This is a genomic window from Streptomyces mirabilis (genome assembly GCF_018310535.1).
Taxonomy (GTDB): Bacteria; Actinomycetota; Actinomycetes; order Streptomycetales; family Streptomycetaceae; genus Streptomyces.
Genome location: NZ_CP074102.1, coordinates 3862535 through 3883896 on the forward strand (window position 1 = coordinate 3862535; position 21362 = coordinate 3883896).

Consider the following 21362-nt stretch of genomic DNA (forward strand, 5'->3'; position numbering starts at 1 on the left):
GGCGGCCGCCTGTTCATGAACCATCGGCTTACGGACCATCGACTCACGCACGGGTTACCTCCGAGGTGTCTCCGAGGACGATCCGGGCGAGGTTGTCCAAGGACACGGAGCCCGGTTTGAAGTAGTCGCTGTGGCCGCCGGTGCCCGCCGCGAAGACGTGGGCGCCGAAGGCCGGGGACACCGGGTCGGCGCCGAAGCCGACGGTGGTGCCGAAGAGGCCTGCGTGGACGTGCGGCACGTTCACGATCCAGTCGTCGGCGCCTCGGGCCGCCCAGATCCGAGCGGAGGTGCGCAGTGCCGCCACGGAGTCCGCGCCCGTGCCCGGGCTGCCGATGAGGGCGATGTCGTCCGCGTCCAGCCCGTGCGCCGCGCGACCGCAGACGACCGTGCCGTACGAGTGGCACAGCAGGGAGACGTGCGCCTTCTCGCCGACGACGCCCCGCAGTTCGCGTATGAACCCCTTCAGCTGCGGGGCCGCGTCCTCGGCACGGCCGGTCGTCAGGACCGTGGTGCTGAACGTGCCCGGTGTCTCGTAGCCGAGCCAGGCGATGACCGCCGTATGCGGACGTGAGGTGGATCCGTGGGATCCGTGGGATCCGTGGGATCCGTGGGATCCGTGGGATCCGTGGCGACGGTCGAGGCTGTTGAGGCGGTCTTGGAGGGCTGCCGCTCCTGCTCGGAAGCGGCCGTAGGTCTCCAAGGTCGTGTCGGAACCCGGGACCAGCACCGCGACGCGGTCCGCGTGGGCGAGGTCGCCGAGGACCTCGACGGCCAGGCCCTGGCCGCGCCCGTCGAAGGAGAGGAAGTGGCGGGAGGGGGCTGCCATGGCGTGGTCCGCGACAGCGCGGGTGCGGTCGCCGTGGGCGGTGGCCATGCGGGACGCCTCCGCGGCGTTCGCCCGGTTCGCCGTGTACGCCTCGTCCAGCGTCGCTGTCGTCGGCGGGGCGAGGGCGGCGGGGGCCGGGGCGGGGATCCGGGGGCGGGCCGCGGCGGAGACGGGGACGACCACGGCGGCCGTGACCAGCGCGGCGAGCAGGGTGCGGCTCAGGCGCCGGAGGAACCGGAAACGGGGGGTGGAGGCCGAGGGCTCCGCCGGTCGAGCTGGCGGGGCCGGCCGTACCGGCTCGGATGACTCCGTCGGCTCGGGTGGTGGACTGGACGGTTCACGAGGCGGTGCCGTCTGGGTGGCTTGTGTCGCCCTTTCCGCCGCGGTCGGCTTCCCCCGGAGCTCCATGGCGTCCTTCCCGTCCGGTCCGCCCGCTCATCGGGCGCCTCTGGATGGGAAGTTACGGATCGTGACGTGTCATTCGCGTCCCGCCAGGGAGCTCATCTTGGAGGTAGCTCTCAGGTACTACGGGTATGACCGGGGGACGCTACCAAGCCAGTTGGGCGATCTCCTCGGCCACCACCGCGCACGCGTCCGCCGCCGGGTCGATCAGCGGGAAGTGGCCCACGTCCTCCAGGAGCGTCAGACCCACCACCTCGCCCGCCCTCGCCGCCGCCTCCGCGTACGACTCGGCGACCGCCTCCGGGACGACGACGTCGGTGCGGCCCTGCACGAGGGTCGTGGCGATGCCGGTGGGAAGCAGGAACGCCGGGTCGGCGTACGGCTGCCGCTCCGCGAACCTGGCCTCGCCGCCGAGGAGTTGGCGGGAGGCTCCGGAGCAGACGTTCAGTTTCTCGGCGACCGCGAAGTCCGCGATCGGGGCGAGGGCCACGACACCGCGCAGCGGAGCGGGGCGGTCGGTGCGCCAAGGAGCGTCGACGGGCAGGACGTGACGGGCGGCGGCCCACAGGGCGAGGTGGCCGCCGGCCGAGTGGCCGGTGATCACCGTGCGGCGGAGGTCCGCCCGCGGCAGATGCTCGCGGGCGAGCGCCGGCAGCGCGTCGAGTGCGGCCGCGATGTCGTCGAAGGTGTCCGGCCAGCGGCCCGCGACCGGGCCCCCACCGCCCTGCGCGGGGATCGCGGCGCCCCGGCGGTACTCCACGTTGGCCACGGCGAAGCCCCGGCGGGCCAGGTAGTCCGCGAACGGGGTGATGTGGCGACGGTCGTACGGGGCGCGCCAGGCGCCGCCGTGCAGGACGATCACCAGCGGGGCGGGAACCTCGGGGTCGGGTTCGCGCGGGGTGTAGAAGTCGATCACCTGGTCGGGATGGTCGCCGTACGTGGCGGTGACGTCGGGGTCGACCGGCGGGTGGGAGAAGGCCGAGGCCTCCTCGGCGGCGTCCCGTGCTGCGGCGTCGTCCGGCATGCTCCAACCTCTCAGCGGTGAAACGGATTTGGCGGACCAGGAGTGAATTCGGCCGTTGGCGGGGACGGTATCAGGCCCGTGACGTGCGTCTACACCCGGATGTCACGCTCGGTGAGGGGTAAACGGATCTGGTGTTTCGTTACGCTGGGTGGGGTCACGCGAACGGTATTGCTAAGGAGTCCGTCATGTCCGCCGAGTCCGGCACCGTAGGTCGTGGCGAGCCCGGCCTCGTGGGTCCTGGTGAACCCGGCACCGTACGTCCTGGTGAACCCGGCACCGTACATCCTGGTGAACCCGGCACCCTACGTCCTGGTGAACCCGGCACCGTACGTCCTGGTGGGCGTACCGCCCGGGTTCGTGCGGCCGTGTTGCGTGCCGCGGGGGATGTACTCGCCGAGGAGGGGTTCGCGCATCTCGATCTCGCCGATGTGGCACGGCGGGCGGAGGTCGGGAAGACGACGGTGTACCGGCGGTGGGGGTCGGTGACGGGGCTCGTGGCCGATCTGCTGAGTGACATGGCGGAGCAGTCGTCGCCGCGTACGGAGACCGGGTCCGTACGTGGTGATCTGCGGGCCAACGCCGCGTTGGTGCGGCGGACGTTGGCCGATCCTCGGCAGGGGGCGCTGTTTCGGGCCGTGATCGCCGCGGCGACGTGCGATGTGCGTACGGCGGAGGCATTGCGGCGGTTCTATGACGTGCGGGTGAGTGAGTGGGTGCCGTGTGTCGAGGAGGGGGTGGCTCGGGGGGAGCTGCCTGTGGGGACCGATGCGGCGGTGGTCGTACGGGCGGTGTCGGCGCCGCTCTATTACTCGTTGCTGACTGTTGGAGTGGTGCCGGACGAGGGGGCTGCCGTGCGGGCGGCGGAAGGGGCGTTTGCTGCGGCGGTGGCGGGGGTGTACGTCGTCGGGGAGTGAACCGGCGTGGGGGTCGGCCCGGGGTTGATCGCCCCCGCCGCCCCTACCCGACCCATCCCCAGGGGCTCCGCCCCTTCAACCCCACCCGGGGCTACGCCCCGGCACCCCCCGCAGGGCCCGCACCCCGCCAGGGGCTCCGCCCCCGCACCCCACCGGGGGCTGCCGCCCCCAGGACCCCCGCAGGACTCCGCCCCAAACCCCCACAGGGCCGTGGCCCGAACCCTCGCAGGACTCCGGCCCAAACCCCCCGCGGGGCCGCGGCCCGGACCCCGCAGGATTCCGCCCCAGACCCCCGAATGCCTGAACGGCCTCGGCCTCAAACGCCGGACGGGCTGGCGATGAGGGGTGGGTGGGGTGCCGGCTGCGGTCTCGCCCCTCGGACACCGGACGGCCCGAGGCTCTCAGGGTCGCGGGGAACCGCGCGACCGGCCCCCACCGGCCCGCACCGGCCCCCACCGGCCCCCACCGGCCCCCACCCCAACGACTGCGGCCGGGCGGGGATCCGGGGCGCAGCCCCGGTCCCAGGGGCGCGGGGAACCGCGCGATCGGCCCCCACCCATCCGCAGGCAACCAAAGCAGCGGGCTACGCCCCCTCGCTCACCGTCTCCCCCAGTACCCGCGCCGCCCGTTCCACGTCCCCGAAGCCCACGTACAGGGGGGTGAAGCCGAAGCGGAGGACGTCGGGGTGGCGGAAGTCGCCTACGACGCCCCGTTCGATCAGGCGCTTCATCACCTCGCCCGCGTCCGCGCAGCGCAGGGCGACCTGGCTGCCGCGTTCGGCGTGGGTGGAGGGGGTCAGGGACTCGACGCGGCCCCGGGGGACGTACGCCTCGACGCATTCCAGGAAGAAGTCGGTCAGGGCGAGGGACTTGGTGCGGACGGAGTCGATCGAGACGCTCTCCCACACCTCCAGCGCGGCCTCCAGGGCCAGCATGGAGAGGATGTCCGGGGTGCCGACGCGGCCCCGCAGGGCGCCCGGGGCCGGTTCGTAGGCGGGGCTCATGCCGAACGGGTCGGCGTGGGAGTTCCAGCCGGGGAGTGGGGAGTCGAAGCGGGGCTGGAGGTCGGCGCGGACGTAGAGGTACGCCGGGGAGCCCGGGCCTCCGTTCAGGTACTTGTACGTGCAGCCGACCGCGAGGTCGACCCCGTGGCGGTCGAGGTCCACCGGCAGGGCCCCGGCGCTGTGGCACAGGTCCCAGACCGCCAGGGCACCCGCGTCGTGGATCGCGGACGTGAGGGCCGGGAGGTCGTGCAGACGGCCGGTGCGGTAGTCGACGTGGTTCAGCAACACCGCCGCTGTGCGGGGGCCGAGTGCGGAGGGGACCTCCGACGGGTCCAAGGGACGCAGTTCGCAGCCTGTCAGGCGGGCCGCGGACGCCGCGATGTAGCCGTCCGTCGGGAACGTCGTCGCGTCGACGATGATCTCGTCACGCCCGTCGGAGGACAAGGCGGCCAGACGGACCGCTCCCACCAGGGCCTTGAAGACGTTCACGCTCGTGGAGTCGCCCACCACGATCTGGCCGGGGGCCGCCCCGACCAGCGGCGCGATCCGGTCGCCGATCCGTTCCGGCGCCGTCCACCAGCCGCTCTCCTCCCAGGAGCGGATGCGCAGTTCGCCCCACTGGCGGCGTACGACGTCGTCGATCCGGCCGGGGACCGACGCCGGGAGCGCGCCGAGTGAGTTCCCGTCGAGGTACACCACGTCGTCCAGGACGAACTGCGCACGCAGTTTGGCGAGTTCGTCGGAGGCGTCCAGTTCGACGGCCCTGACGTACAGGTCGGACCGCTCGGAGACACCCGGTTCAGACCGCTCGGACCGTTCAGACCGCTCAGACATGAGACCTCGCCGTCCACAGCTCGGGGAACACGTTCTTCTGCGCCCGCTTCTCCAGCCAGGCCACCCCGGCGGAGCCGCCCGTGCCCGTCTTCGCGCCCATCGCGCGGCGCGTCGCGACGAGATGGTCGTTGCGCCATCGCCACACCAGTTCGGCGACGTCCGTCAACGCCTCACCGAGGCGGGCGAGTTCGTCATGCTCGTCGCCCGCGTACAGGGCCGTCCACACCGCCTCCACCTCCGGTGAGGACTCGTAGCGCTGGGACACGTCCCGGTCCAGTACGGACTTCGGGACCGCGTGGCCGCTTCGCGCGAGCAGCCTCAGGACCTCGTCGTAGAGGCTCGGTTCGTGCAGTGCCTTCTCCAGCTCGGCGTGCACACGCGGCGCGCCCCGGTGCGGGACCAGCATGGACGCGGACTTCTCGCCGAGCAGGAACTCCATCCGGCGGTACATCGCGGACTGGAAGCCGGAGCCCTCGCCGAGGGCCGAGCGGTAGGAGTTGAACTGGGCGGGGGTGAGCTGGGCGAGGGGCCGCCAGGAGGCGTTCAGCGCCTCCAGCTCCCGTACGGACCGCTTCAGGGCGGCCACCGCGACGGGCACCCGGTCCTCGCGGAGCGCGTTCGCCGCGGTCTCCCACTCGTGGACGATGACCGTGAACCACAGCTCCATGACCTGGGTGGTGACCAGGAAGACCATCTCTCCGGGGTCGTCGGAGAGGGTGTGCTGGAGGTGGGTCAGAACGTCCGCCTGGACATAGTCCTCGTACGGGGTCGTTCCTTGGAAGTCGAGATGCGGGGTCTCGGGCTCCTGAGCCTCGACGGGCTGAGCCTGCTGGGACGACATCGCTGTCTCCTGATGCGTACTCCGGGTAGCGGTCCGCCCCTGCCGTTTTCGACACGGGGGCCCCGGTCCCCACCGGGCATCCTCCACAATCGTCACCCGAAACCGCAAGGTCCGCCCGGTCACATCGACCAGGCGGACCCGTATGACCTGCGAGTACACCCGGACGGCCATACGACGGGTACACCCTGGGAGGACTCGGCCACTCCCTGGAAGGACTCGGCCACCCCCTGGGAGGACTCAGCCCAGCGTCTGCGCCGCCGTCGGCGAGGAGTCCTTCAGGAACTGGCTGCAGCGCTCGTACTCCTCCTGCTCGCCGATCGCCTGCGCGGCGCGGGCGAGGGCGTGCAGGGCGCGCAGAAAGCCGCGGTTCGGCTCGTGCTCCCAGGGCACCGGTCCGTGGCCCTTCCAGCCGCCCCGGCGCAGGGAGTCCAGGCCGCGGTGGTAGCCCGTACGGGCGTAGGCGTACGACTCGACGACACTGCCTCGCTCGAACGCGTCGTCGGCCAGCTGGGCCCAGGCGAGCGAGGAGGTGGGGTACTTGGCGGCGACATCCGCGGGCGCCGTGCCGTTCGCGAGGAGCTCGCGCGGCTCCGGGTCGTCGGGGAGGTGAGTCGGGGGCGGGCCCCCGAGGAGGTTCTCGTGAATCGTCATACGTTCCAGTCTGCGGCACCCTCCGGGGGTTGTGCCGAACGGGGTACCCGGCGCCCGAGCAGCCGCCCCGGAGCCACGACGGGAGACACGACGGGCTGCCCCGCCTTCCGGTCTCACTGAGGCTGGGGCGGGCGCGGGCGCGAAGGCTCCAGTGGTGGGGCCGTCACACAGCCGTGCGTGCGGCACTGGGGACGTCGGCAGTCGGGGGCCGGGCGGCGTACGGTCGTGAAGGCCAGCACCGCCCCGACGACCAGCACCCCGGCGCACAGGGGCATCGCACGCCGGAAGGCGGCGTTGAAGGCGTCCGCCGAGCGGTACGCCTCCGGGCCCATCCCGGCCAGCAGCGGCAGCGCGGCCACCGCGATCAGTCCGGCCGCCCGGGCCGCCGCGTTGTTGATCCCGCTGGCCAGGCCCGCCCGCCCGGCGTCCACGGAGGCGAGGACGGTCGCTGTCAGGGGCGCGACCAGGGTCACCATGCCCGCGCCCATCACCACCAGCGCGGGAAGCACATCGCCGAGGTACGAGGCGTGCGGGCCCACCCGCAGCATGAGCAGCATGCCCGTCGCGCACAGCAGCGGGCCGACGGTGAGCGGGATGCGCGGGCCGATGCGCTGGGCGAGCTCGCCGGAGCGGGCGGAGAAGAGCAGCATCAGGACGGTCGTGGGCAGCAGTGCCGTACCGGCGCCCAGGGCCGAGTAGCCCGCCACGACCTGGAGCTGGAGCGCGGTCAGGAAGAAGAAGCCGCCGAAGGCCGCGTACACGCACAGCGTGACGAGGTTGACGGCCGTGAACTGCCGCGACGAGAAGATGTCCGGCGGCATCATCGGGTCGGGGCGGCGCCGCTCGACGTACACGAAGGCCACGCCGGCCGCCACGCCCCCGACCGCCGACACCCAGACCAGTACGGAACCGCTCGTGGCCTCGATCAGGGCGTACGTCACCAGGGCGAGCGCCAGGGCGCCCAGGACGGCGCCCAGGACGTCGAAGCCCCGGCCGTGCGCACGGCCGTCGGACGACTCGGGGACGTGGCGCACGGCGATGGGGGCGCAGATCAGCGCCACCGGAACGTTGAGCAGGAAGACCCAGCGCCAGCCGGGACCGTCCACCAGCCAGCCGCCCAGGAACGGGCCGACCGCCGCGCCGACGCCGCCGAAGCCCGACCACAGGCCGACGGCCCTGGCCCGGTCGTCCGGGTGGAAGGACGCCTGGATGATCGCGAGCGAACCGGGGGTGAGCAGTGCGCCGCCGATTCCCTGCAGGGCGCGGGCCGCGATCAGTACGCCCCCGGTCGGCGCCAGACCGCACAGCAGCGAGGCGGAGGCGAACCACACCACGCCGAGGACGAAGATCTTGCGCCGTCCGAAGCGGTCGCCGAGTGACCCGCCGAGCAGGATCAGGCCCGCGAGGGTCAGCATGTACGCGTTCACGGTCCACTGGAGTGCCGCGAGGCCCGTGCCCAGGTCACGGCCGATCGTGGGCAGCGCGACGTTGACGACCGTCGAGTCCAGCATGGCCATGCTGGAGCCGAGGACGGTGGTCAGCAGGATCCACTTGCCGGTGGGGCTGGAGATCCGCACATGGGGACCCGGTCCCGCTCCCTCACCCGATGTCTTCTGCAGAGGCGCAGCCATACCTCGGAGCATACGGAAGGGCCCGGCACCGTGGGGGTGCCGAGCCCTTTCTCGTACGGTCCGGACCGGGGGAAACCGGGTGACCGACCGGGGGAACCCGGGTGACTACTTGAGCTTGTTGCCCGCGGAGCGCAGCATCTCGCACGCCTCGGTGACACGGCCCGCCATGCCCGCCTCGGCGAGCTTGCCCCAGGTGCGCGGGTCGTAGGTCTTCTTGGAGCCGACCTCGCCGTCGACCTTCAGGACACCGTCGTAGTTCTTGAACATGTGGTCCGCGACCGGACGCGTGAAGGCGTACTGGGTGTCGGTGTCGAGGTTCATCTTCACGACGCCGTTCTCCAGCGCGGTGGCGATCTCCTCGGCCGTGGAGCCGGAGCCGCCGTGGAAGACGAAGTCGAACGGGGACGGCTTGCCGTACTTGGCGGCGACGCCGTCGTTCAGCTCCTTCAGAAGGTCGGGGCGCAGGACGACGTTGCCCGGCTTGTAGACGCCGTGCACGTTGCCGAAGGACGCGGCCAGCAGGTAGCGGCCCTTCTCGCCCAGGCCGAGGGCCTCGGCGGTGCGCAGCGCGTCGTCGACGGTGGTGTAGAGGGAGTCGTTGATCTCGTGGCTGACGCCGTCCTCCTCACCGCCGGTCGGGGTGATCTCGACCTCGAGGATGATCTTCGCGGCGGCGGCCTTGGCGAGCAGCTCCTGGGCGATGGCCAGGTTGTCGGCGAGGGTCTCGGCGGAGCCGTCCCACATGTGCGACTGGAACAGCGGGTTCTCGCCCTTGGCGACGCGCTCGGCGGAGATGTCGAGCAGCGGACGTACGTACGTGTCCAGCTTGTCCTTGGGGCAGTGGTCCGTGTGCAGCGCGACGGTGATGTCGTACTTGGCGGCGACGATGTGCGCGAACTCGGCGAGCGCGACGGCGCCGGTCACCATGTCCTTCTTGTGCTGGCCGCCGAGGAACTCCGCACCACCGGTGGACATCTGGATGATGCCGTCGCTCTCCGCCTCCGCGAAGCCGCGCAGTGCAGCGTGCAGGGTCTGGGAGGAGGTCACGTTGATGGCCGGGTAGGCGAACTTGCCTGCCTTCGCCCGGTCGAGCATCTCGTTGTAGACCTCGGGGGTTGCGATGGGCATCTGTCCGCTCCTTGTATGTGCGGGTCTGCGTACCGCTGCTGCGGCACGACGGGACTGGTGCTTACGGCCCTGACCTAGGGGGGCGACGTCATCGTCGGCCCCATCTTTCCAGACTTGGCCGGATGCTCCAGACACCCTGTCCGGGATACGGGACCCCGAGTTTCTGCGGGGTCCCGTGCCGGGCCCTAGTCCAGGCCGAGATCCGTCTTGGAGTAGGCGAAGAGGTACGGCACTCCGGCCTTCTCTGCGACGGCCTCGGCGGCACCGGTGTCCCGGTCCACGATCGTGGCCACGGCGACGACCTCGGCACCGGCTTCGCGCAGCGCCTCCACCGCGGTCAGCACCGAGCCACCGGTGGTGGAGGTGTCCTCGACCGCCAGGACACGGCGCCCCTTGACCTCGGCACCCTCGATGCGACGCTGGAGGCCGTGGGCCTTGCCGGCCTTGCGCACGACAAAGGCGTCCAGCGTCTTCCCGCGCGCGGCGGAGGCGTGCAGCATCGCGGTCGCGACCGGGTCCGCTCCGAGGGTCAGACCGCCGACGGCCTCGTAGTCGAGTTCGTCGGTCAGGTCGAGCATGACCTGACCGACGAGCGGCGCGGCCACACCGTCGAGCGTGATCCGGCGAAGGTCGATGTAGTAGTCGGCTTCCTTGCCCGACGAGAGGGTCACCTTGCCGTGCACCACGGCCTTGTCCTTGATCTGCTGCAGCAGCGCGCCGCGTACGTCACTCATGTCCGCCAGCTTAGAGGCGCCGCCAGCTCCAGGTCATGGTCGCCTCCAGGGGGTCGATGGGGGTGACCAGGCGCGGGTGGATGTTCAGCCCGTTGGGCGGGCCGGTCTGCGGTTCGACGCACACGGCGGCCTCCTGCTCGTCGTACACCACCACCCACTCCTCCCTGCTGGCCACCTTCAGCTCCAGCTGTCCCGGCCAGGTGAGCGTGACGTCGACGCCGTCGGGCATGCCGAAGCAGTCGTCCCAGGGGCTGGGCTTCGGCTCGATGCGGTGGCCGGTGGGCAGGTGGTCCTCGCCGCGTTCCTCCTGCCAGGCCGGGGTGAAGTCGACCTGGACGTCTTCTTGGCCCAGGCTCCTGTTGAACCACGGGTGCCAGCCGACCTGGGCGGGGAACGAGTCCTCGTACGTCTCCACGGACATCGTGACCGTGAAGGCGTCCTCGGTCAGGGTGAAGAGCTGGGTGACGCGGCCGGGGTGGGGCCAGGGGGCCACGAGGTCGTACGTGATCACGGCCTCGGACTTGCTGGTGCGGGCGGTGCGCCAGGCGCCGTCCCGGGCGGTGCCGTGGATGGCATGCGGTGGGGCGTTGAGCGGCATCTGCTGGACCGTGGCGCCGTCCAGGAACCGGCCGTCGCGAATTCTCCCGCACCACGGGACCATCGGGAAGCAGCCGAACTTCTGTCCCTGTCGCAGTAGTTCGGCGTCGCCGATTCGTAGACTGCCGATCCGTCCGCCGTTGCCCGGTGTGACGGTCACTTCCGCGTCGCCCGCGGTCAGCGTGATGTCTTCGTTACTCACGGAGTTGACCCTACTGGGCCGGATTCCCCACTCGGCCCCCACCGCCACTACCCGCCCCATGCGGCTGCGGGTGGGCGGGGGCTGGTCACGCAGTTCCCGGCTCCCCCGGCGGGGCGCGCTGGTGCTGTGGTCAGCGGCGTTTGCGCAGGGCTCGGGTGACGGCGATGGCCGAGGCCAGGGCGACGGCCGCGGCGGGGGCCGCCCAGCGGAGCGTGGCACGGCCGACGGCGGTCTCCGGCGCCGGGACCGGGGCGTAGCGGCCACGCGGCGGGGCGTGGTCCACCTCCTCCGCGCTGCGGCCGATCATCGTCCGTCGCGCATGCGCCGCCTCTGCCACGGCATCCTCCCTGTTCACACGGCTCGGGGTGGGCGGGGCCGGTTCCTCCTCCTCGAAGAGGGCGGAGGGCTCGGCCTCCGGGGCGGGCTCGACCTCCGCTTCCGGCTCGGCCTCCGGCTCCGGCTCAGTCTCCCGTTCCGGCTCGCGTTCGACCGTGCCCGGTGGCGTCTCCGTCACCTCCGCCAAGTTCTCGACGAACCGGTTCAGCAGGCGGCCCGTGGTCGCGGACACCGCGTCCGGGGGGAGATCCGCCACGCGGCCATCCGCTGTGGTGGTTCCGGTGATGGTGACGGTCGTGCCGCCGGCGGAGGGGGAGAGGGTGAGCGCGAGGGCGAGTTTCACGGTGCCGGGGCCGCGCGCCTCGGTGGCGTCGCCCTCGACGGCGTACGAACCGTCGTCCCGGGCGGTGACCCGGACCGTCCCCCGGTAGGTGATGGTGTGGCCGCCGACGCGGACTTTCAGGCGCCCGGAGACGGGCGGCGTCCCGGCGTCCTGCTGGAGTCCGGGGACCGCCCGGGCCACCCGTACGGGATCGGCCAGCGCCTCCCTCAGCCGCTCGGCCCGAACCGGAACGAACACCTCATGCTCCATGTCGGCCGAGCCTACCCAGGACGGCCCGCACCGCACCCTCGTATCCGGGGATTCGTCCGTCCGCCGTCTCAGTCGGCGTAGCGCGGATGGACCAGTGTGGAGGGCGCCAGGCCGGGTACGCGGGTACGCCACGCGGCGTGAGCGTCGACGGTGAGGGACGGCTGTGTGAGCGTACGCAGGCGTGGACCGTGCGGGTCGAGACGCAGGGGCGTGCCCGTGACGGAGGCCAGGATGAAGCCCCAGTCGCGGGGGGCGCTCGACGCGCCCGCCGTGCGGTCTGGGCCGGCCGCGAAACCGGAGTCCCGGCCGCCGACGCAGTAGGGGGTGGTGCGCAGGCCGGCCGCCCGGAGTGTGGACTCGACCGTCCAGAAGACGCGGGGGCGGGAGGAGACGGGGCCCGCGTGGACGGCCAGGCGGCCGCCGGGGGCGAGGACGCGGCGCGCCAGGCCGTAGAACTCCTGCGAGTACAGCTTGGTGCTCGCCGTGATCCCGGGGTCGGGCAGGTCCGAGATGACCACGTCGTACGTCGACTCGGCCCCGCGCAGCCAGCCGAAGGCGTCGGCGGTGAACACGTGCACGCGCCGGTCGCCGAACGCGTGAGCGTTGAGCGCCGACAGGGCCGGGTCGGTACGCGCCAACCGCACCACCCCCGGGTCGAGTTCGACCACGTCGACGCGGCGCACGCCCGGGTCGCGCAGCACCTCGCGGGTGGCGAGTCCGTCGCCGCCGCCGAGGACGAGCACGCGCGCGTGGGGACCGTTCATCGCGGGGTGGACCAGCGCCTCGTGGTAGCGGTGCTCGTCGCGGCCGCTGACCCGCAGGCGTCCGTCGAGGAAGAGGTCGAGCGGGCGGCCGTGCGTGCCGCCGGTGAGCACGACCTCCTGCACGCCGGTCTGCAGGGCGACCCGAACGTCCTTGCCGTACACGGCGCGCCGGGCCGCGCGTTCGAAGTCGTCGACGTGGGCGGCGGCCGCGGCGAGCAGGGCGAGGACCAGGACGTTGGCGATGAACAGGAACCAGCGTCCGCGTCGGCTCAAGTCCCCGCGGAACAGGCCCAGTACGAGGGCTCCGCCGGCCAGCGCGTTCACGGTTCCGGTGAGCAGCGCGCCCTCCAGTTGCCCGAGGAGGGGGAGCAGGAGGAAGGGGAAGGCGAGGCCGCCGACGAGGGCACCGACGTAGTCCGCCGCGAAGAGGTCCGCCACCGCACCGCCCGGGTCCTGGCGGCGGATGCGCTGTATCAGCTCCATGAGGAGGGGGACTTCGGCGCCGATGAGGAGGCCGATGGCGAGGGAGAAGGCCGCCAGGAGATAGCGCGAGCCGCTCGTCCAGACCCCGCCCCAGTCGCCGGTCCACGCGAACACCGCGTACAGGGCCATCGCGCTGCAGCCGCCGACCAGGGCGAGCGCCGCCTCGACCGCGCCGAAGCCGGCCGCGGCGCGGGGGCGCAGGCGTTTCGCGGCGAGGGAGCCGATGCCCATGGCGAAGACCATCACGGAGAGGACCACGGAGGCCTGGGTGACCGAGTCGCCGATCAGGTACGAGGCGAGGGCGACGAGTTCGAGTTCGTACACGAGTCCACAGGCCGCGCAGACGAACACGCCCGCGAGGACCAGGAACCGCCCGATGCCCGGGCGGACGGGCAGCCGCGCCTGGCCCTGGACGCCCCAGGGCGGCGGCGCGCCGGGGGGAGCAGGCGCGTGCGGTTCGATCACGCGTGGAACGCTACGTCACGCCACCACGACGCTTCGTCACCCACACGTGTGGAAGTGCCGTCCCGATGTGTGGCGTCCGGCACTGATGACGAATTCGTCGGCAGGCGAAACGGCAGCCGAAGCGGCAGGCGAAGCACCCCCCTCACAGCACCGCCGCCGTCACCCGTACCCCCACCCTCGTGCGCGTCGCCACCAGCTGGCCGTCCTGCGGGTAGGCGTGCCACGTACGCCAGTGGACCTGCCCCTCGTGGCGCTGGGCGAGCAGCGCGGTGAAGGCGTGCGGGCTGCCGGGGAAGACGCCGGCGAGTCCGTTGGGGTGGTCGGAGACCAGGGCCAGCAACTCCTGCGCCCGCCCCGCGAAGGACCCGCAGGAGAGCGTCTCGACGCGCGCCGCGAACTCGTACTCCCAGTCACCGACCCGCTTGGCCACCCCGAGCGGAAGCGGCGTGCTGCTGCCGGCGATGCACGCGACGGTTTCCGAACAGCTGCCCCGCTCCTCCTCCAGGAGGACCTGGTGGGACGCGCCGAGGAGCCGCAACTGCAGTCTCGCCCCGCCGAGTTCGAGGTCGAGAGTGGCGAGCGCGGGGAGCGGTTCGCGCCCCAGGGCCCACGCCAGGTCGGCCGCGCGCGTGTCGGTGTACGAGGTGTTCAGGGTCGTGAGCATGGGTCGGCTCCGCTAGCACGCAAAAAGGGAGGTGGGGATCCGGCGCACCCGGTCGGTACCTCAGTACCGGGGGATCGGCCCGGTCAGCCCGGTCTGCCCTGTGGGGAAGGGACGATCCGAGGGCTGCTTTGGTGGTTTAGAGGGAATCATGAACTGTGGCGCCGTCACAGCGTTTTTACCCAACTTCGTAGGGTTTCCATCCCCCCGAGGGCTCCACAGTTCAACTGTTCAACCACGGCGTGCGCCGGGGCGCGCGGAACGAAGCGCCCCGGCGCACCGTAAGGGGCGCGGGGCGGTGACATCTTCGGCTCCGCCGCGCGGGCGCGACCAGCCCCACCGGCCCGCAGCAGAAGCCCCTCCCTCGCCCCCGCGCCCCACACCCCCGGCGAAGCTCAGCTGCCTCCGCCGCACCCCCCGCCGCCCCCGCACGACGACCCGCCTCCGCAGGACGAGCCGCCCCCGCACGACGAGTGCCCGCCGCACGAGTGACCCCCGTGGTGCCCGCCGGACGAACCGCTGCCGCAGGACGACACGGCTCCCCCGGCCCCGCCGGCCCACCAGCTGCCGGAGCTGTCCGAGGACCCGCCCCGCGAGCGGCGGCCCCGCGCCGAACCCGACGAGCTCTTCGAGAGCCCGACCTTCTTCCGGCCGCGGGCGGCGGCACGCAACGACACGACGAACAGGATGAAGACGACCGCCAGGATGAAGCCGATGAACATGGCGTCACCCTCCTTTCGTTCCCCCGAAGCGACCCCCCGTGGGCGCCTCGCTTCTTGCGTGCCAGGGGGATGCCCTCGCGTCTCACCAGCCAAAGCAGAGTTGAGGAAGTCCAGAGCTTCGGCGCAGGATGACCGGCATGACCTCCAACGGCCGACGCCCCCTCCTCAACCGCCGACTCGCCGAGTTCGGCACGACGATCTTCGCCGAGATGTCGGCCCTGGCCTTGAGCACCGGATCGATCAACCTGGGCCAGGGCTTCCCCGACACGGACGGGCCCGAGGAGATCAGGGAGGCGGCCGTGCGGGCGCTGCGCGACGGACGCGGCAACCAGTACCCGCCGGGCCCCGGCGTGCCCGAGCTGCGTTCGGCGATCGCCGAACACCAGAAGCACCGGTACGGACTGGCGTACGACCCGGACCGCGAGGTGCTCGTCACGGCCGGTGCCACGGAGGCCATCGCGGCGTCGCTGCTCGCGCTGGTCGAGCCCGGTGACGAGGTCATCGCCCTGGAGCCGTACTACGACTCGTACGCGGCCAGCATCGCGATGGCGGGCGGGACCAGGATCCCGGTCACCCTGCGCCCGCACGAGGAGACCCGCGACGGAGTCACCCACCGGCGCTTCCGGCTCGATCTCGACGAGCTGCGCGACGCGGTCACCGACAACACCCGGCTGCTGCTCGTCAACACCCCGCACAACCCGACCGGTACCGTCCTGACCCGCGAGGAGCTGGGGGAGATCGCGAAGCTCGCCGTCGAGCGGGATCTCCTCGTCATCACCGACGAGGTGTACGAGCACCTGGTGTTCGACGAGGCCGAACACCTGCCGCTGGCCTCCTTCCCGGGGATGCGGGAGCGGACGGTCACCATCGGCAGCGCGGGGAAGACCTTCTCCTTCACGGGGTGGAAGGTGGGCTGGGTGACGGGCACGCCGGACCTCGTCACCGCCGTACGGTCGGCCAAGCAGTTCCTGACGTACGTGGCGTCGGGGCCGTTCCAGTACGCCGTGGCCGAGGCGCTGGCACTGCCGGACACGTACTTCGAGGCGTTCCGCGCGGACATGCTGGCCAGGCGAGACGTGCTGGCGGCCGGGCTCACGGAGGCGGGGTTCAAGGTCTTCCAGCCGGCGGGCACGTACTTCATCACCACCGACATCCGGCCGCTCGGCGAGTCCGACGGCTTCGCCTTCTGCCGTGCGCTCCCGGAGCGCGCCGGGGTCGTCGCCATCCCGAACGCGGTCTTCTACGACCACCGGGAGGCGGGCGCGCCCTTCGTGCGGTTCGCGTTCTGCAAGCGGACCGAGGTGCTGGAGGAGGCGGCGAAGCGGCTCAAGGCGGCCTGGTAGCACGGGGGCCCAGGACGGTGGGGACGGCGCGCCGAAGTGGGGGAAACCGCACTCACCCAGGCGTGTAAAGCTCGCAAATACACCGTAAGGGACGCACAGTTCGGGTGTGACCCACGCCAGTACCCTTCCGGCCCCCGCCGCCCCGAAGCCCGGTGACGGGGGGCACGGCCGTCCGGCGCGCTCCGCGCACGGCCTGCCCCCTGTCGCGCACGCGCTGGCGCTGTTCGCGACGGCGCGACTCGTCGGCGTTCTCGTGCTCGCCGGAACCGCCTGGGCGGGCGGCAAGCGCCCCCTCGCCCTGCTCGGGCGGTCCTGGGACTCGCTCTGGTACCTGGGGATCGCGGCGCACGGCTACGGACGCACCCAGTACTTCAGGCCCACCGTCGTCCACAGCGACCTGGCCTTCTTCCCGCTGTATCCGGGGCTGATCCGCGCCGTCACCACGCTGACCGCGCTGAGCGGCGGCGCGGCGGGACTGCTGGTCGCCTGGACCGCCGCCGCGGTCGCCGCCTGCGGGATCTACGCGATCGGGGCCCGGCTGCACGGCCGCGCCGTCGCCACCATGCTGGTCCTGCTGTGGGGCCTGCTCCCGCACTCGATCGTGCTGTCCCTGGCGTACACCGAGCCCGTCCTCTCCGCCTTCGCGGCCTGGTCGCTGTACGCGGTGCTCACCGGGCGCTGGCTGTGGGCGGGCGCGCTGGCCGCGCTCGCGGGCATGTCGCGGCCGAACGGGCTCGCGGTGGCCGCGGCGGTGCTGGCCGCGGCGGCGTGCGAGGTCTGGCGGCGGCGCGGACGGGTTTCCCACAGGCTGTGGACGGGCGCCGCGCTCGCGCCGGTCGGCTGGGGCGGCTATGTGCTGTGGGTGGGGCGGCGCAAGGGAGATCCGTTCGGCGGCTATTTCCAGGTGCAGCGGCTGTGGGGCTCGCGCTTCGACTTCGGCGCCGGTTCGCTGCGCTTCGTCCAGCATCTGCTGACGCACGGGGACCGCTTCGTGTTCCCGATGACGATGGTGGTCGTGGCGGCGGCCGTGCTGCTGTACGGGCTGCTGATCGCGGACCGCGCCCCGCTGCCACTGCTCGTGCACAGCGGGGTACTGCTGCTGATCGCGCTCGGCGGCTCCGGGTTCTTCGAGTGCAAGCCGCGCTTCCTGCTGCCCGCGTTCCCGCTGCTGCTGCCGCTCGCCCGGGCGCTGGTCCGCACGGCAAGAACCCGGCCCTGGCACGCCGTCCTGGTGGTCGGCGCCCTGGCCGGGCTCTCGTTCGCCTACGGCGCGTATCTGGTCGTCATCGCGCACACGCCGCTGTAAAACCTGGTGGGAGGACTACTCCTCGTCGTCGTCCTCGGGCTTCTCCGCCTCGTTGACTTCCTGCTCGAGGCCGAGCTGCTCGACGAGCCACTTGTCGAACTCGATGGCGGCCCGCACCCAGCTGACCGTCGACGAAACGAAGTGCTCGAGGGCGACGCCGGTGCCGATCAGCATCTGCGCCTCGCCGATCAGGCGGACTGTGCCGTCGTCGTGCGTGTGGCTGTAGACCTTCGGCCACAGCGTGCGGCGGTTCCAGTCGTCGATGGACTCCAGCAGAGTCGGCTTCTCGTCGATCTGGTGCGGCCGGTCGTAGAACGTCCGCACCGAGAAGACCTGCTGGTCCCCCTCGCCGCGGAACATGAAGTACGTACGGAACTCCTCCCACGGCGCCGCGAGGTCACCCTCGTCGTCGACGACGTACTTCAGCTCCATCTGATCCAGGAGCTGCTTCACGAGGTCCTGATCCGGGACGACGGGGCCCGCCGGTCCGCCGGGCTGCGGCTCGGGCTGGCCCCCGAAATTCGGAATCGAGGACGGGTCGATGCTCACCGTGTATTTCCCTTCGTACGGATGCTGCCATCCTCCCCCATCACGGGCGGTCAGTGGCAACCCCCACAGGCAAAGGCACGGACACCACCACCGGGAGTGTGTATCCGCTGCGGCCAGTGACGACGGCGCCGCCGGGACCGGCGCCGTCGACCGCTGAGAATCAGCCCGTCCGGGCTACTGCGCGACCCCCACGATCAGGCCGTCCCCGAAGGCGTCCACCCGGACCGTGTCGCCGTCCTTGACCTCGCCCGCCAGGATCTCCTTGGCGAGCCGGTCGCCGATCGCGGTCTGGACGAGGCGGCGCAGCGGCCGGGCCCCGTACGCCGGATCGTTGCCCTCCTCCGCGAGCCAGGCCAGGGCCGCGTCGGTGACCTCCAGGGTGAGCCGGCGCTCGGCCAGCCGCTTGGCGAGGCGGCCGATCTGGAGCCCGGCGATGCGCTCCAGCTCCTCCTTGTTCAGCGCCGAGAAGACCACGAGGTCGTCGAGGCGGTTGAGGAATTCTGGCTTGAAGGAGGCCCGTACGACCTCCAGGACCTGCTGCTTCTTCTCCTCCTCGGAGGTCAGCGGCTCGACCAGGCTGTGCCCACTCAAGAATTGGCTTCCCAGGTTCGAGGTGAGGATGAGGATGGTGTTGCGGAAATCGACCGTACGGCCCTGTCCGTCGGTGAGCCGTCCGTCGTCCAGCACCTGGAGCAGGATGTCGAAGACCTCCGGGTGCGCCTTCTCGACCTCGTCGAGCAGGACGACGCTGTACGGGCGCCGGCGCGCGGCCTCCGTGAGCTGGCCGCCCTCCTCGTAGCCGATGTACCCGGGCGGGGCGCCGACCAGCCGGGCGACGCTGTGCTTCTCGCCGTACTCGCTCATGTCGATGCGGATCATGGCCCGCTCGTCGTCGAAGAGGAAGTCCGCGAGGGCCTTGGCGAGTTCGGTCTTGCCGACGCCGGTCGGGCCGAGGAAGAGGAACGATCCGGTGGGCCGGTCCGGGTCGGCGATTCCGGCGCGGGTGCGGCGTACGGCGTCGGACACGGCCTGGACGGCCTCGCTCTGGCCGATGAGGCGGCGGCCCAGCTCCTCCTCCATGCGCAGGAGCTTCTGGGTCTCGCCCTCCAGGAGGCGCCCGGCCGGGATGCCCGTCCAGGAGCCGACCACGTCCGCGATGTCGTCGGGGCCGACCTCCTCCTTGACCATGGTGTCCCTGGCGGCTTCCTCCTCCGCCTCGGAGGCCTCCTCCAGGTCCCGCTCCAGGGTGGGGATCTCGCCGTAGAGCAGCTTGGAGGCGGTGTCGAAGTCGCCGTCGCGCTGGGCGCGTTCGGCCTGCCCGCGCAGCTCGTCGAGCTTCTCCTTCAGCTCGCCGACGCGGTTGAGGGACTGCTTCTCCTTCTCCCAGCGGGCGGTCAGGCCCCGCAGCTCCTCCTCCTTGTCGGCGAGGTCGCGGCGCAGCTTCTCCAGACGCTGCCGGGAGGCGGGGTCGGTCTCCTTGTCGAGGGCCAGCTCCTCCATGCGCAGCCGGTCCACCGCGCGCTGGAGTTCGTCGATCTCGACGGGGGACGAGTCGATCTCCATGCGCAGCCGGGAGGCTGCCTCGTCGACGAGGTCGATGGCCTTGTCGGGCAGGAAGCGGGAGGTGATGTACCGGTCGGAGAGGGTGGCCGCGGCGACCAGCGCGCTGTCCGCGATCACGACCTTGTGGTGGGCCTCGTAGCGGCCCTTGAGTCCGCGCAGGATCGCGATGGTGTCCTCGACGGACGGCTCGGCGACCAGGACCTGCTGGAAGCGGCGTTCCAGGGCGGGGTCCTTCTCGATCCGCTCGCGGTACTCGTCGAGGGTGGTGGCGCCGACCATCCGCAGCTCACCGCGGGCGAGCATCGGCTTGAGCATGTTGCCGGCGTCCATGGCGGAGTCGCCGCCCGCGCCCGCGCCGACGACCGTGTGCAGCTCGTCGATGAAGGTGATGATCTGCCCGTCGGAGTCCTTGATCTCGGCGAGGACGGTCTTCAGCCTCTCCTCGAACTCACCCCGGTACTTCGCCCCGGCCACCATGGCGCCGAGGTCGAGCGCGACGAGCCGCTTGTTCTTGAGGGACTCGGGCACGTCGCCCTTCACGATCCGCTGGGCGAGCCCCTCCACGACGGCGGTCTTGCCTACGCCGGGCTCACCGATGAGTACGGGGTTGTTCTTGGTGCGCCGGGACAGCACCTGCACGACCCGGCGGATCTCCTGGTCCCGGCCGATGACCGGGTCGAGCTTCCCGTCGCGCGCGGCGGCGGTGAAGTCCGTACCGAACTTTTCGAGCGCCTTGTACTGGCCCTCGGGATCCGGGGTCGTCACCCGGCGTCCTCCCCTGCTCTTCTGGAACGCCTCAAGCAGCTTCTTCGCACTGACGCCCTGCTGGGAGAGTACGTCGCCGCTCGGGCCGCCCTTCGCGGCGATCCCGATGAGGAGGTGCTCGGTGGAGAGGTACTCGTCCCCGAGCTCCTTGGCCTTGTCGGCCGCCTCGGCGATGACGGCGAGCAGTTCGCGGTTGGGCTGCGGGGGCGCGACGGTGGACCCGGTCACGCTGGGCAGGCCGGCGAGGACGCGCTCGGCCGCGGCCCGTACGGCGGCCTGGTCGGCGTCGACCGCGGCCAGCAGGTCGGTGATGTTCTCGTTCTCCTGACCACCGAGCAGCGCGAGCAGCAGGTGGGCAGGGGTGAGGTCGGGGTGCCCCTCGGACACGGCCCGGCTGGTGGCCGCGTTGATCGCGTCCCGGCTCCTGTTGGTCAGCTCGGCGTCCACGTTCGCGTTCTCCTCCTCAATACGACCCTGATGTACGGACTGACTCACCCAACGTACACAAAGTTGAGTCTATTCCACTCAAGGACGGCCGGGAAGCCATGGCACGCACGGGTGGGGATACATTTCCGACCATGAGCGCATACCCGGTGGACCCGCACGATCCCGACCCCGCGTACCTCACCTTCTGGCGGGAACGCCATCTGTGCTCCCTCACCACCCTCCGGGCGGACGGCAGCCCGCACGTCGTGCCTGTCGGGGTTACATACGACCCCGAGGCGGGCCTGGCTCGGGTGATCACCAACAAGTCCAGCGCGAAGGTGGGGCACGTGCTCGCCGCGGGAGCGCAGGGGGCGCGCGTCTCGGTCTGCCAGGTGGACGGGCGCCGGTGGGCGACGCTGGAGGGGCGCGCGAGGATCGCCGCGGACCCCGCGCGTGTCGCGGAGGCGGAGCGGCGGTACGCGGAGCGGTACGGGAGGGTGCCCTCGCCGAACCCCGACCGGGTGGCGATCGAGATCACGCTGACCTCGGCGATGGGGCACGGCTGATTTCAGCCGTTGTGGAGATGGCATGAAGATGGGC

19 protein-coding genes are annotated in these 21362 nt (G+C 71.7%); 4 read left to right on the forward strand and 15 right to left on the reverse strand.

Going from position 1 to position 21362, the window contains the following annotated elements:
• Positions 1-43 precede the first annotated feature (43 nt).
• Positions 44-1234 (reverse strand): alpha/beta hydrolase, encoded by a 1191-nt coding sequence (locus SMIR_RS16980; RefSeq protein ID WP_212727173.1) that lies wholly within the window; start codon positions 1232-1234, stop codon positions 44-46.
• Positions 1235-1373: 139 nt separating this feature from the next.
• Positions 1374-2252 carry an alpha/beta hydrolase gene (locus SMIR_RS16985; protein ID WP_168493989.1) on the reverse strand — a complete coding sequence of 293 codons (879 nt, stop codon included), beginning with the start codon at positions 2250-2252 and terminating at the stop codon, positions 1374-1376.
• A 365-nt stretch (positions 2253-2617) separates the two neighbouring features.
• Between SMIR_RS16985 and SMIR_RS16990 the strand changes: the two genes are divergently transcribed.
• Entirely contained in the window at positions 2618-3166 is a 549-nt protein-coding gene (locus SMIR_RS16990) for a TetR/AcrR family transcriptional regulator (RefSeq protein ID WP_248003041.1), read from the forward strand.
• A 583-nt stretch (positions 3167-3749) separates the two neighbouring features.
• Here the strand turns inward: SMIR_RS16990 and kynU are convergent.
• The 11 genes from kynU to SMIR_RS17045 form a co-directional block, all read right to left on the reverse strand.
• The gene (gene kynU, locus SMIR_RS16995) at positions 3750-5003 is read right to left on the reverse strand and encodes a kynureninase (RefSeq protein WP_168493984.1); all 1254 of its coding nucleotides are present in this window, start codon (positions 5001-5003) and stop codon (positions 3750-3752) included.
• Positions 4996-5844, reverse strand: a complete 849-nt coding sequence (locus SMIR_RS17000) for a tryptophan 2,3-dioxygenase family protein (protein WP_101399512.1) — start codon at positions 5842-5844, stop codon at positions 4996-4998. The genes kynU and SMIR_RS17000 overlap by 8 nt, the downstream gene beginning before the upstream one ends.
• A 237-nt stretch (positions 5845-6081) precedes the next feature.
• Positions 6082-6495, reverse strand: a complete 414-nt coding sequence (locus SMIR_RS17005; protein ID WP_054231350.1) for a DUF3151 domain-containing protein — start codon at positions 6493-6495, stop codon at positions 6082-6084.
• A 113-nt stretch (positions 6496-6608) separates the two neighbouring features.
• Positions 6609-8126, reverse strand: a complete 1518-nt coding sequence (locus SMIR_RS17010) for an MFS transporter (RefSeq protein WP_168493981.1) — start codon at positions 8124-8126, stop codon at positions 6609-6611.
• 105 nt (positions 8127-8231) lie between these two features.
• Positions 8232-9254, reverse strand: coding sequence for a class II fructose-bisphosphate aldolase (gene fbaA, locus SMIR_RS17015; protein ID WP_060901612.1), 1023 nt, complete (start codon positions 9252-9254; stop codon positions 8232-8234).
• Positions 9255-9439: 185 nt separating this feature from the next.
• Complete coding sequence (gene pyrE, locus SMIR_RS17020; protein ID WP_075033060.1) at positions 9440-9988, reverse strand: orotate phosphoribosyltransferase; 549 nt, start codon at positions 9986-9988, stop codon at positions 9440-9442.
• 10 nt (positions 9989-9998) lie between these two features.
• Positions 9999-10787: an aldose epimerase family protein gene (locus SMIR_RS17025; protein WP_168493979.1), complete on the reverse strand. Its 789-nt coding sequence runs from the start codon at positions 10785-10787 to the stop codon at positions 9999-10001.
• A 130-nt stretch (positions 10788-10917) separates the two neighbouring features.
• A complete protein-coding gene (locus SMIR_RS17030) occupies positions 10918-11715 on the reverse strand; it encodes an SRPBCC family protein (RefSeq protein ID WP_168493977.1) in 798 nt (265 codons plus the stop codon).
• Positions 11716-11783: 68 nt separating this feature from the next.
• The gene (locus tag SMIR_RS17035; RefSeq protein ID WP_168493975.1) at positions 11784-13427 is read right to left on the reverse strand and encodes a polyamine aminopropyltransferase; all 1644 of its coding nucleotides are present in this window, start codon (positions 13425-13427) and stop codon (positions 11784-11786) included.
• Between the two features lie 142 nt (positions 13428-13569).
• Positions 13570-14091: a DUF2617 family protein gene (locus SMIR_RS17040; protein ID WP_168493973.1), complete on the reverse strand. Its 522-nt coding sequence runs from the start codon at positions 14089-14091 to the stop codon at positions 13570-13572.
• 392 nt (positions 14092-14483) lie between these two features.
• Positions 14484-14810 (reverse strand): hypothetical protein, encoded by a 327-nt coding sequence (locus SMIR_RS17045; RefSeq protein ID WP_211118767.1) that lies wholly within the window; start codon positions 14808-14810, stop codon positions 14484-14486.
• 128 nt (positions 14811-14938) lie between these two features.
• On the opposite strand from SMIR_RS17045, the gene SMIR_RS17050 reads away from it, so the two are divergent.
• On the forward strand, positions 14939-16153 hold the full coding sequence (locus SMIR_RS17050; RefSeq protein ID WP_168493971.1) for a pyridoxal phosphate-dependent aminotransferase: 1215 nt from the start codon (positions 14939-14941) through the stop codon (positions 16151-16153).
• A 106-nt stretch (positions 16154-16259) separates the two neighbouring features.
• Positions 16260-17459: a putative hexosyltransferase gene (locus SMIR_RS17055; protein ID WP_422664439.1), complete on the forward strand. Its 1200-nt coding sequence runs from the start codon at positions 16260-16262 to the stop codon at positions 17457-17459.
• Between the two features lie 15 nt (positions 17460-17474).
• Here SMIR_RS17055 and SMIR_RS17060 read toward each other — a convergent pair whose 3' ends face one another.
• Positions 17475-18008, reverse strand: coding sequence for a YbjN domain-containing protein (locus SMIR_RS17060; RefSeq protein ID WP_075033056.1), 534 nt, complete (start codon positions 18006-18008; stop codon positions 17475-17477).
• 174 nt (positions 18009-18182) lie between these two features.
• On the reverse strand, positions 18183-20783 hold the full coding sequence (gene clpB, locus SMIR_RS17065; protein ID WP_168493969.1) for an ATP-dependent chaperone ClpB: 2601 nt from the start codon (positions 20781-20783) through the stop codon (positions 18183-18185).
• 131 nt (positions 20784-20914) lie between these two features.
• Here clpB and SMIR_RS17070 point away from each other — a divergent pair, with 131 nt between their 5' ends.
• Positions 20915-21328 (forward strand): pyridoxamine 5'-phosphate oxidase family protein, encoded by a 414-nt coding sequence (locus SMIR_RS17070; RefSeq protein ID WP_168493967.1) that lies wholly within the window; start codon positions 20915-20917, stop codon positions 21326-21328.
• Positions 21329-21362: the final 34 nt, after the last annotated feature.

Excerpts from the sequence above, each read along its gene's own strand:
- SMIR_RS16980 (WP_212727173.1), bottom strand. The coding sequence starts at position 1,234 with ATGGAGCTCCGGGGGAAGCCGACCGCGGCGGAAAGGGCGACACAAGCC.
- SMIR_RS16985 (WP_168493989.1), bottom strand. The coding sequence starts at position 2,252 with ATGCCGGACGACGCCGCAGCACGGGACGCCGCCGAGGAGGCCTCGGCC.
- kynU (WP_168493984.1), bottom strand. The coding sequence starts at position 5,003 with ATGTCTGAGCGGTCTGAACGGTCCGAGCGGTCTGAACCGGGTGTCTCC.
- SMIR_RS17000 (WP_101399512.1), bottom strand. The coding sequence starts at position 5,844 with ATGTCGTCCCAGCAGGCTCAGCCCGTCGAGGCTCAGGAGCCCGAGACC.
- SMIR_RS17005 (WP_054231350.1), bottom strand. The coding sequence starts at position 6,495 with ATGACGATTCACGAGAACCTCCTCGGGGGCCCGCCCCCGACTCACCTC.
- SMIR_RS17010 (WP_168493981.1), bottom strand. The coding sequence starts at position 8,126 with ATGGCTGCGCCTCTGCAGAAGACATCGGGTGAGGGAGCGGGACCGGGT.
- fbaA (WP_060901612.1), bottom strand. The coding sequence starts at position 9,254 with ATGCCCATCGCAACCCCCGAGGTCTACAACGAGATGCTCGACCGGGCG.
- pyrE (WP_075033060.1), bottom strand. The coding sequence starts at position 9,988 with ATGAGTGACGTACGCGGCGCGCTGCTGCAGCAGATCAAGGACAAGGCC.
- SMIR_RS17030 (WP_168493977.1), bottom strand. The coding sequence starts at position 11,715 with ATGGAGCATGAGGTGTTCGTTCCGGTTCGGGCCGAGCGGCTGAGGGAG.
- SMIR_RS17040 (WP_168493973.1), bottom strand. The coding sequence starts at position 14,091 with ATGCTCACGACCCTGAACACCTCGTACACCGACACGCGCGCGGCCGAC.
- SMIR_RS17045 (WP_211118767.1), bottom strand. The coding sequence starts at position 14,810 with ATGTTCATCGGCTTCATCCTGGCGGTCGTCTTCATCCTGTTCGTCGTG.
- SMIR_RS17050 (WP_168493971.1), top strand. The coding sequence starts at position 14,939 with ATGACCGGCATGACCTCCAACGGCCGACGCCCCCTCCTCAACCGCCGA.
- SMIR_RS17070 (WP_168493967.1), top strand. The coding sequence starts at position 20,915 with ATGAGCGCATACCCGGTGGACCCGCACGATCCCGACCCCGCGTACCTC.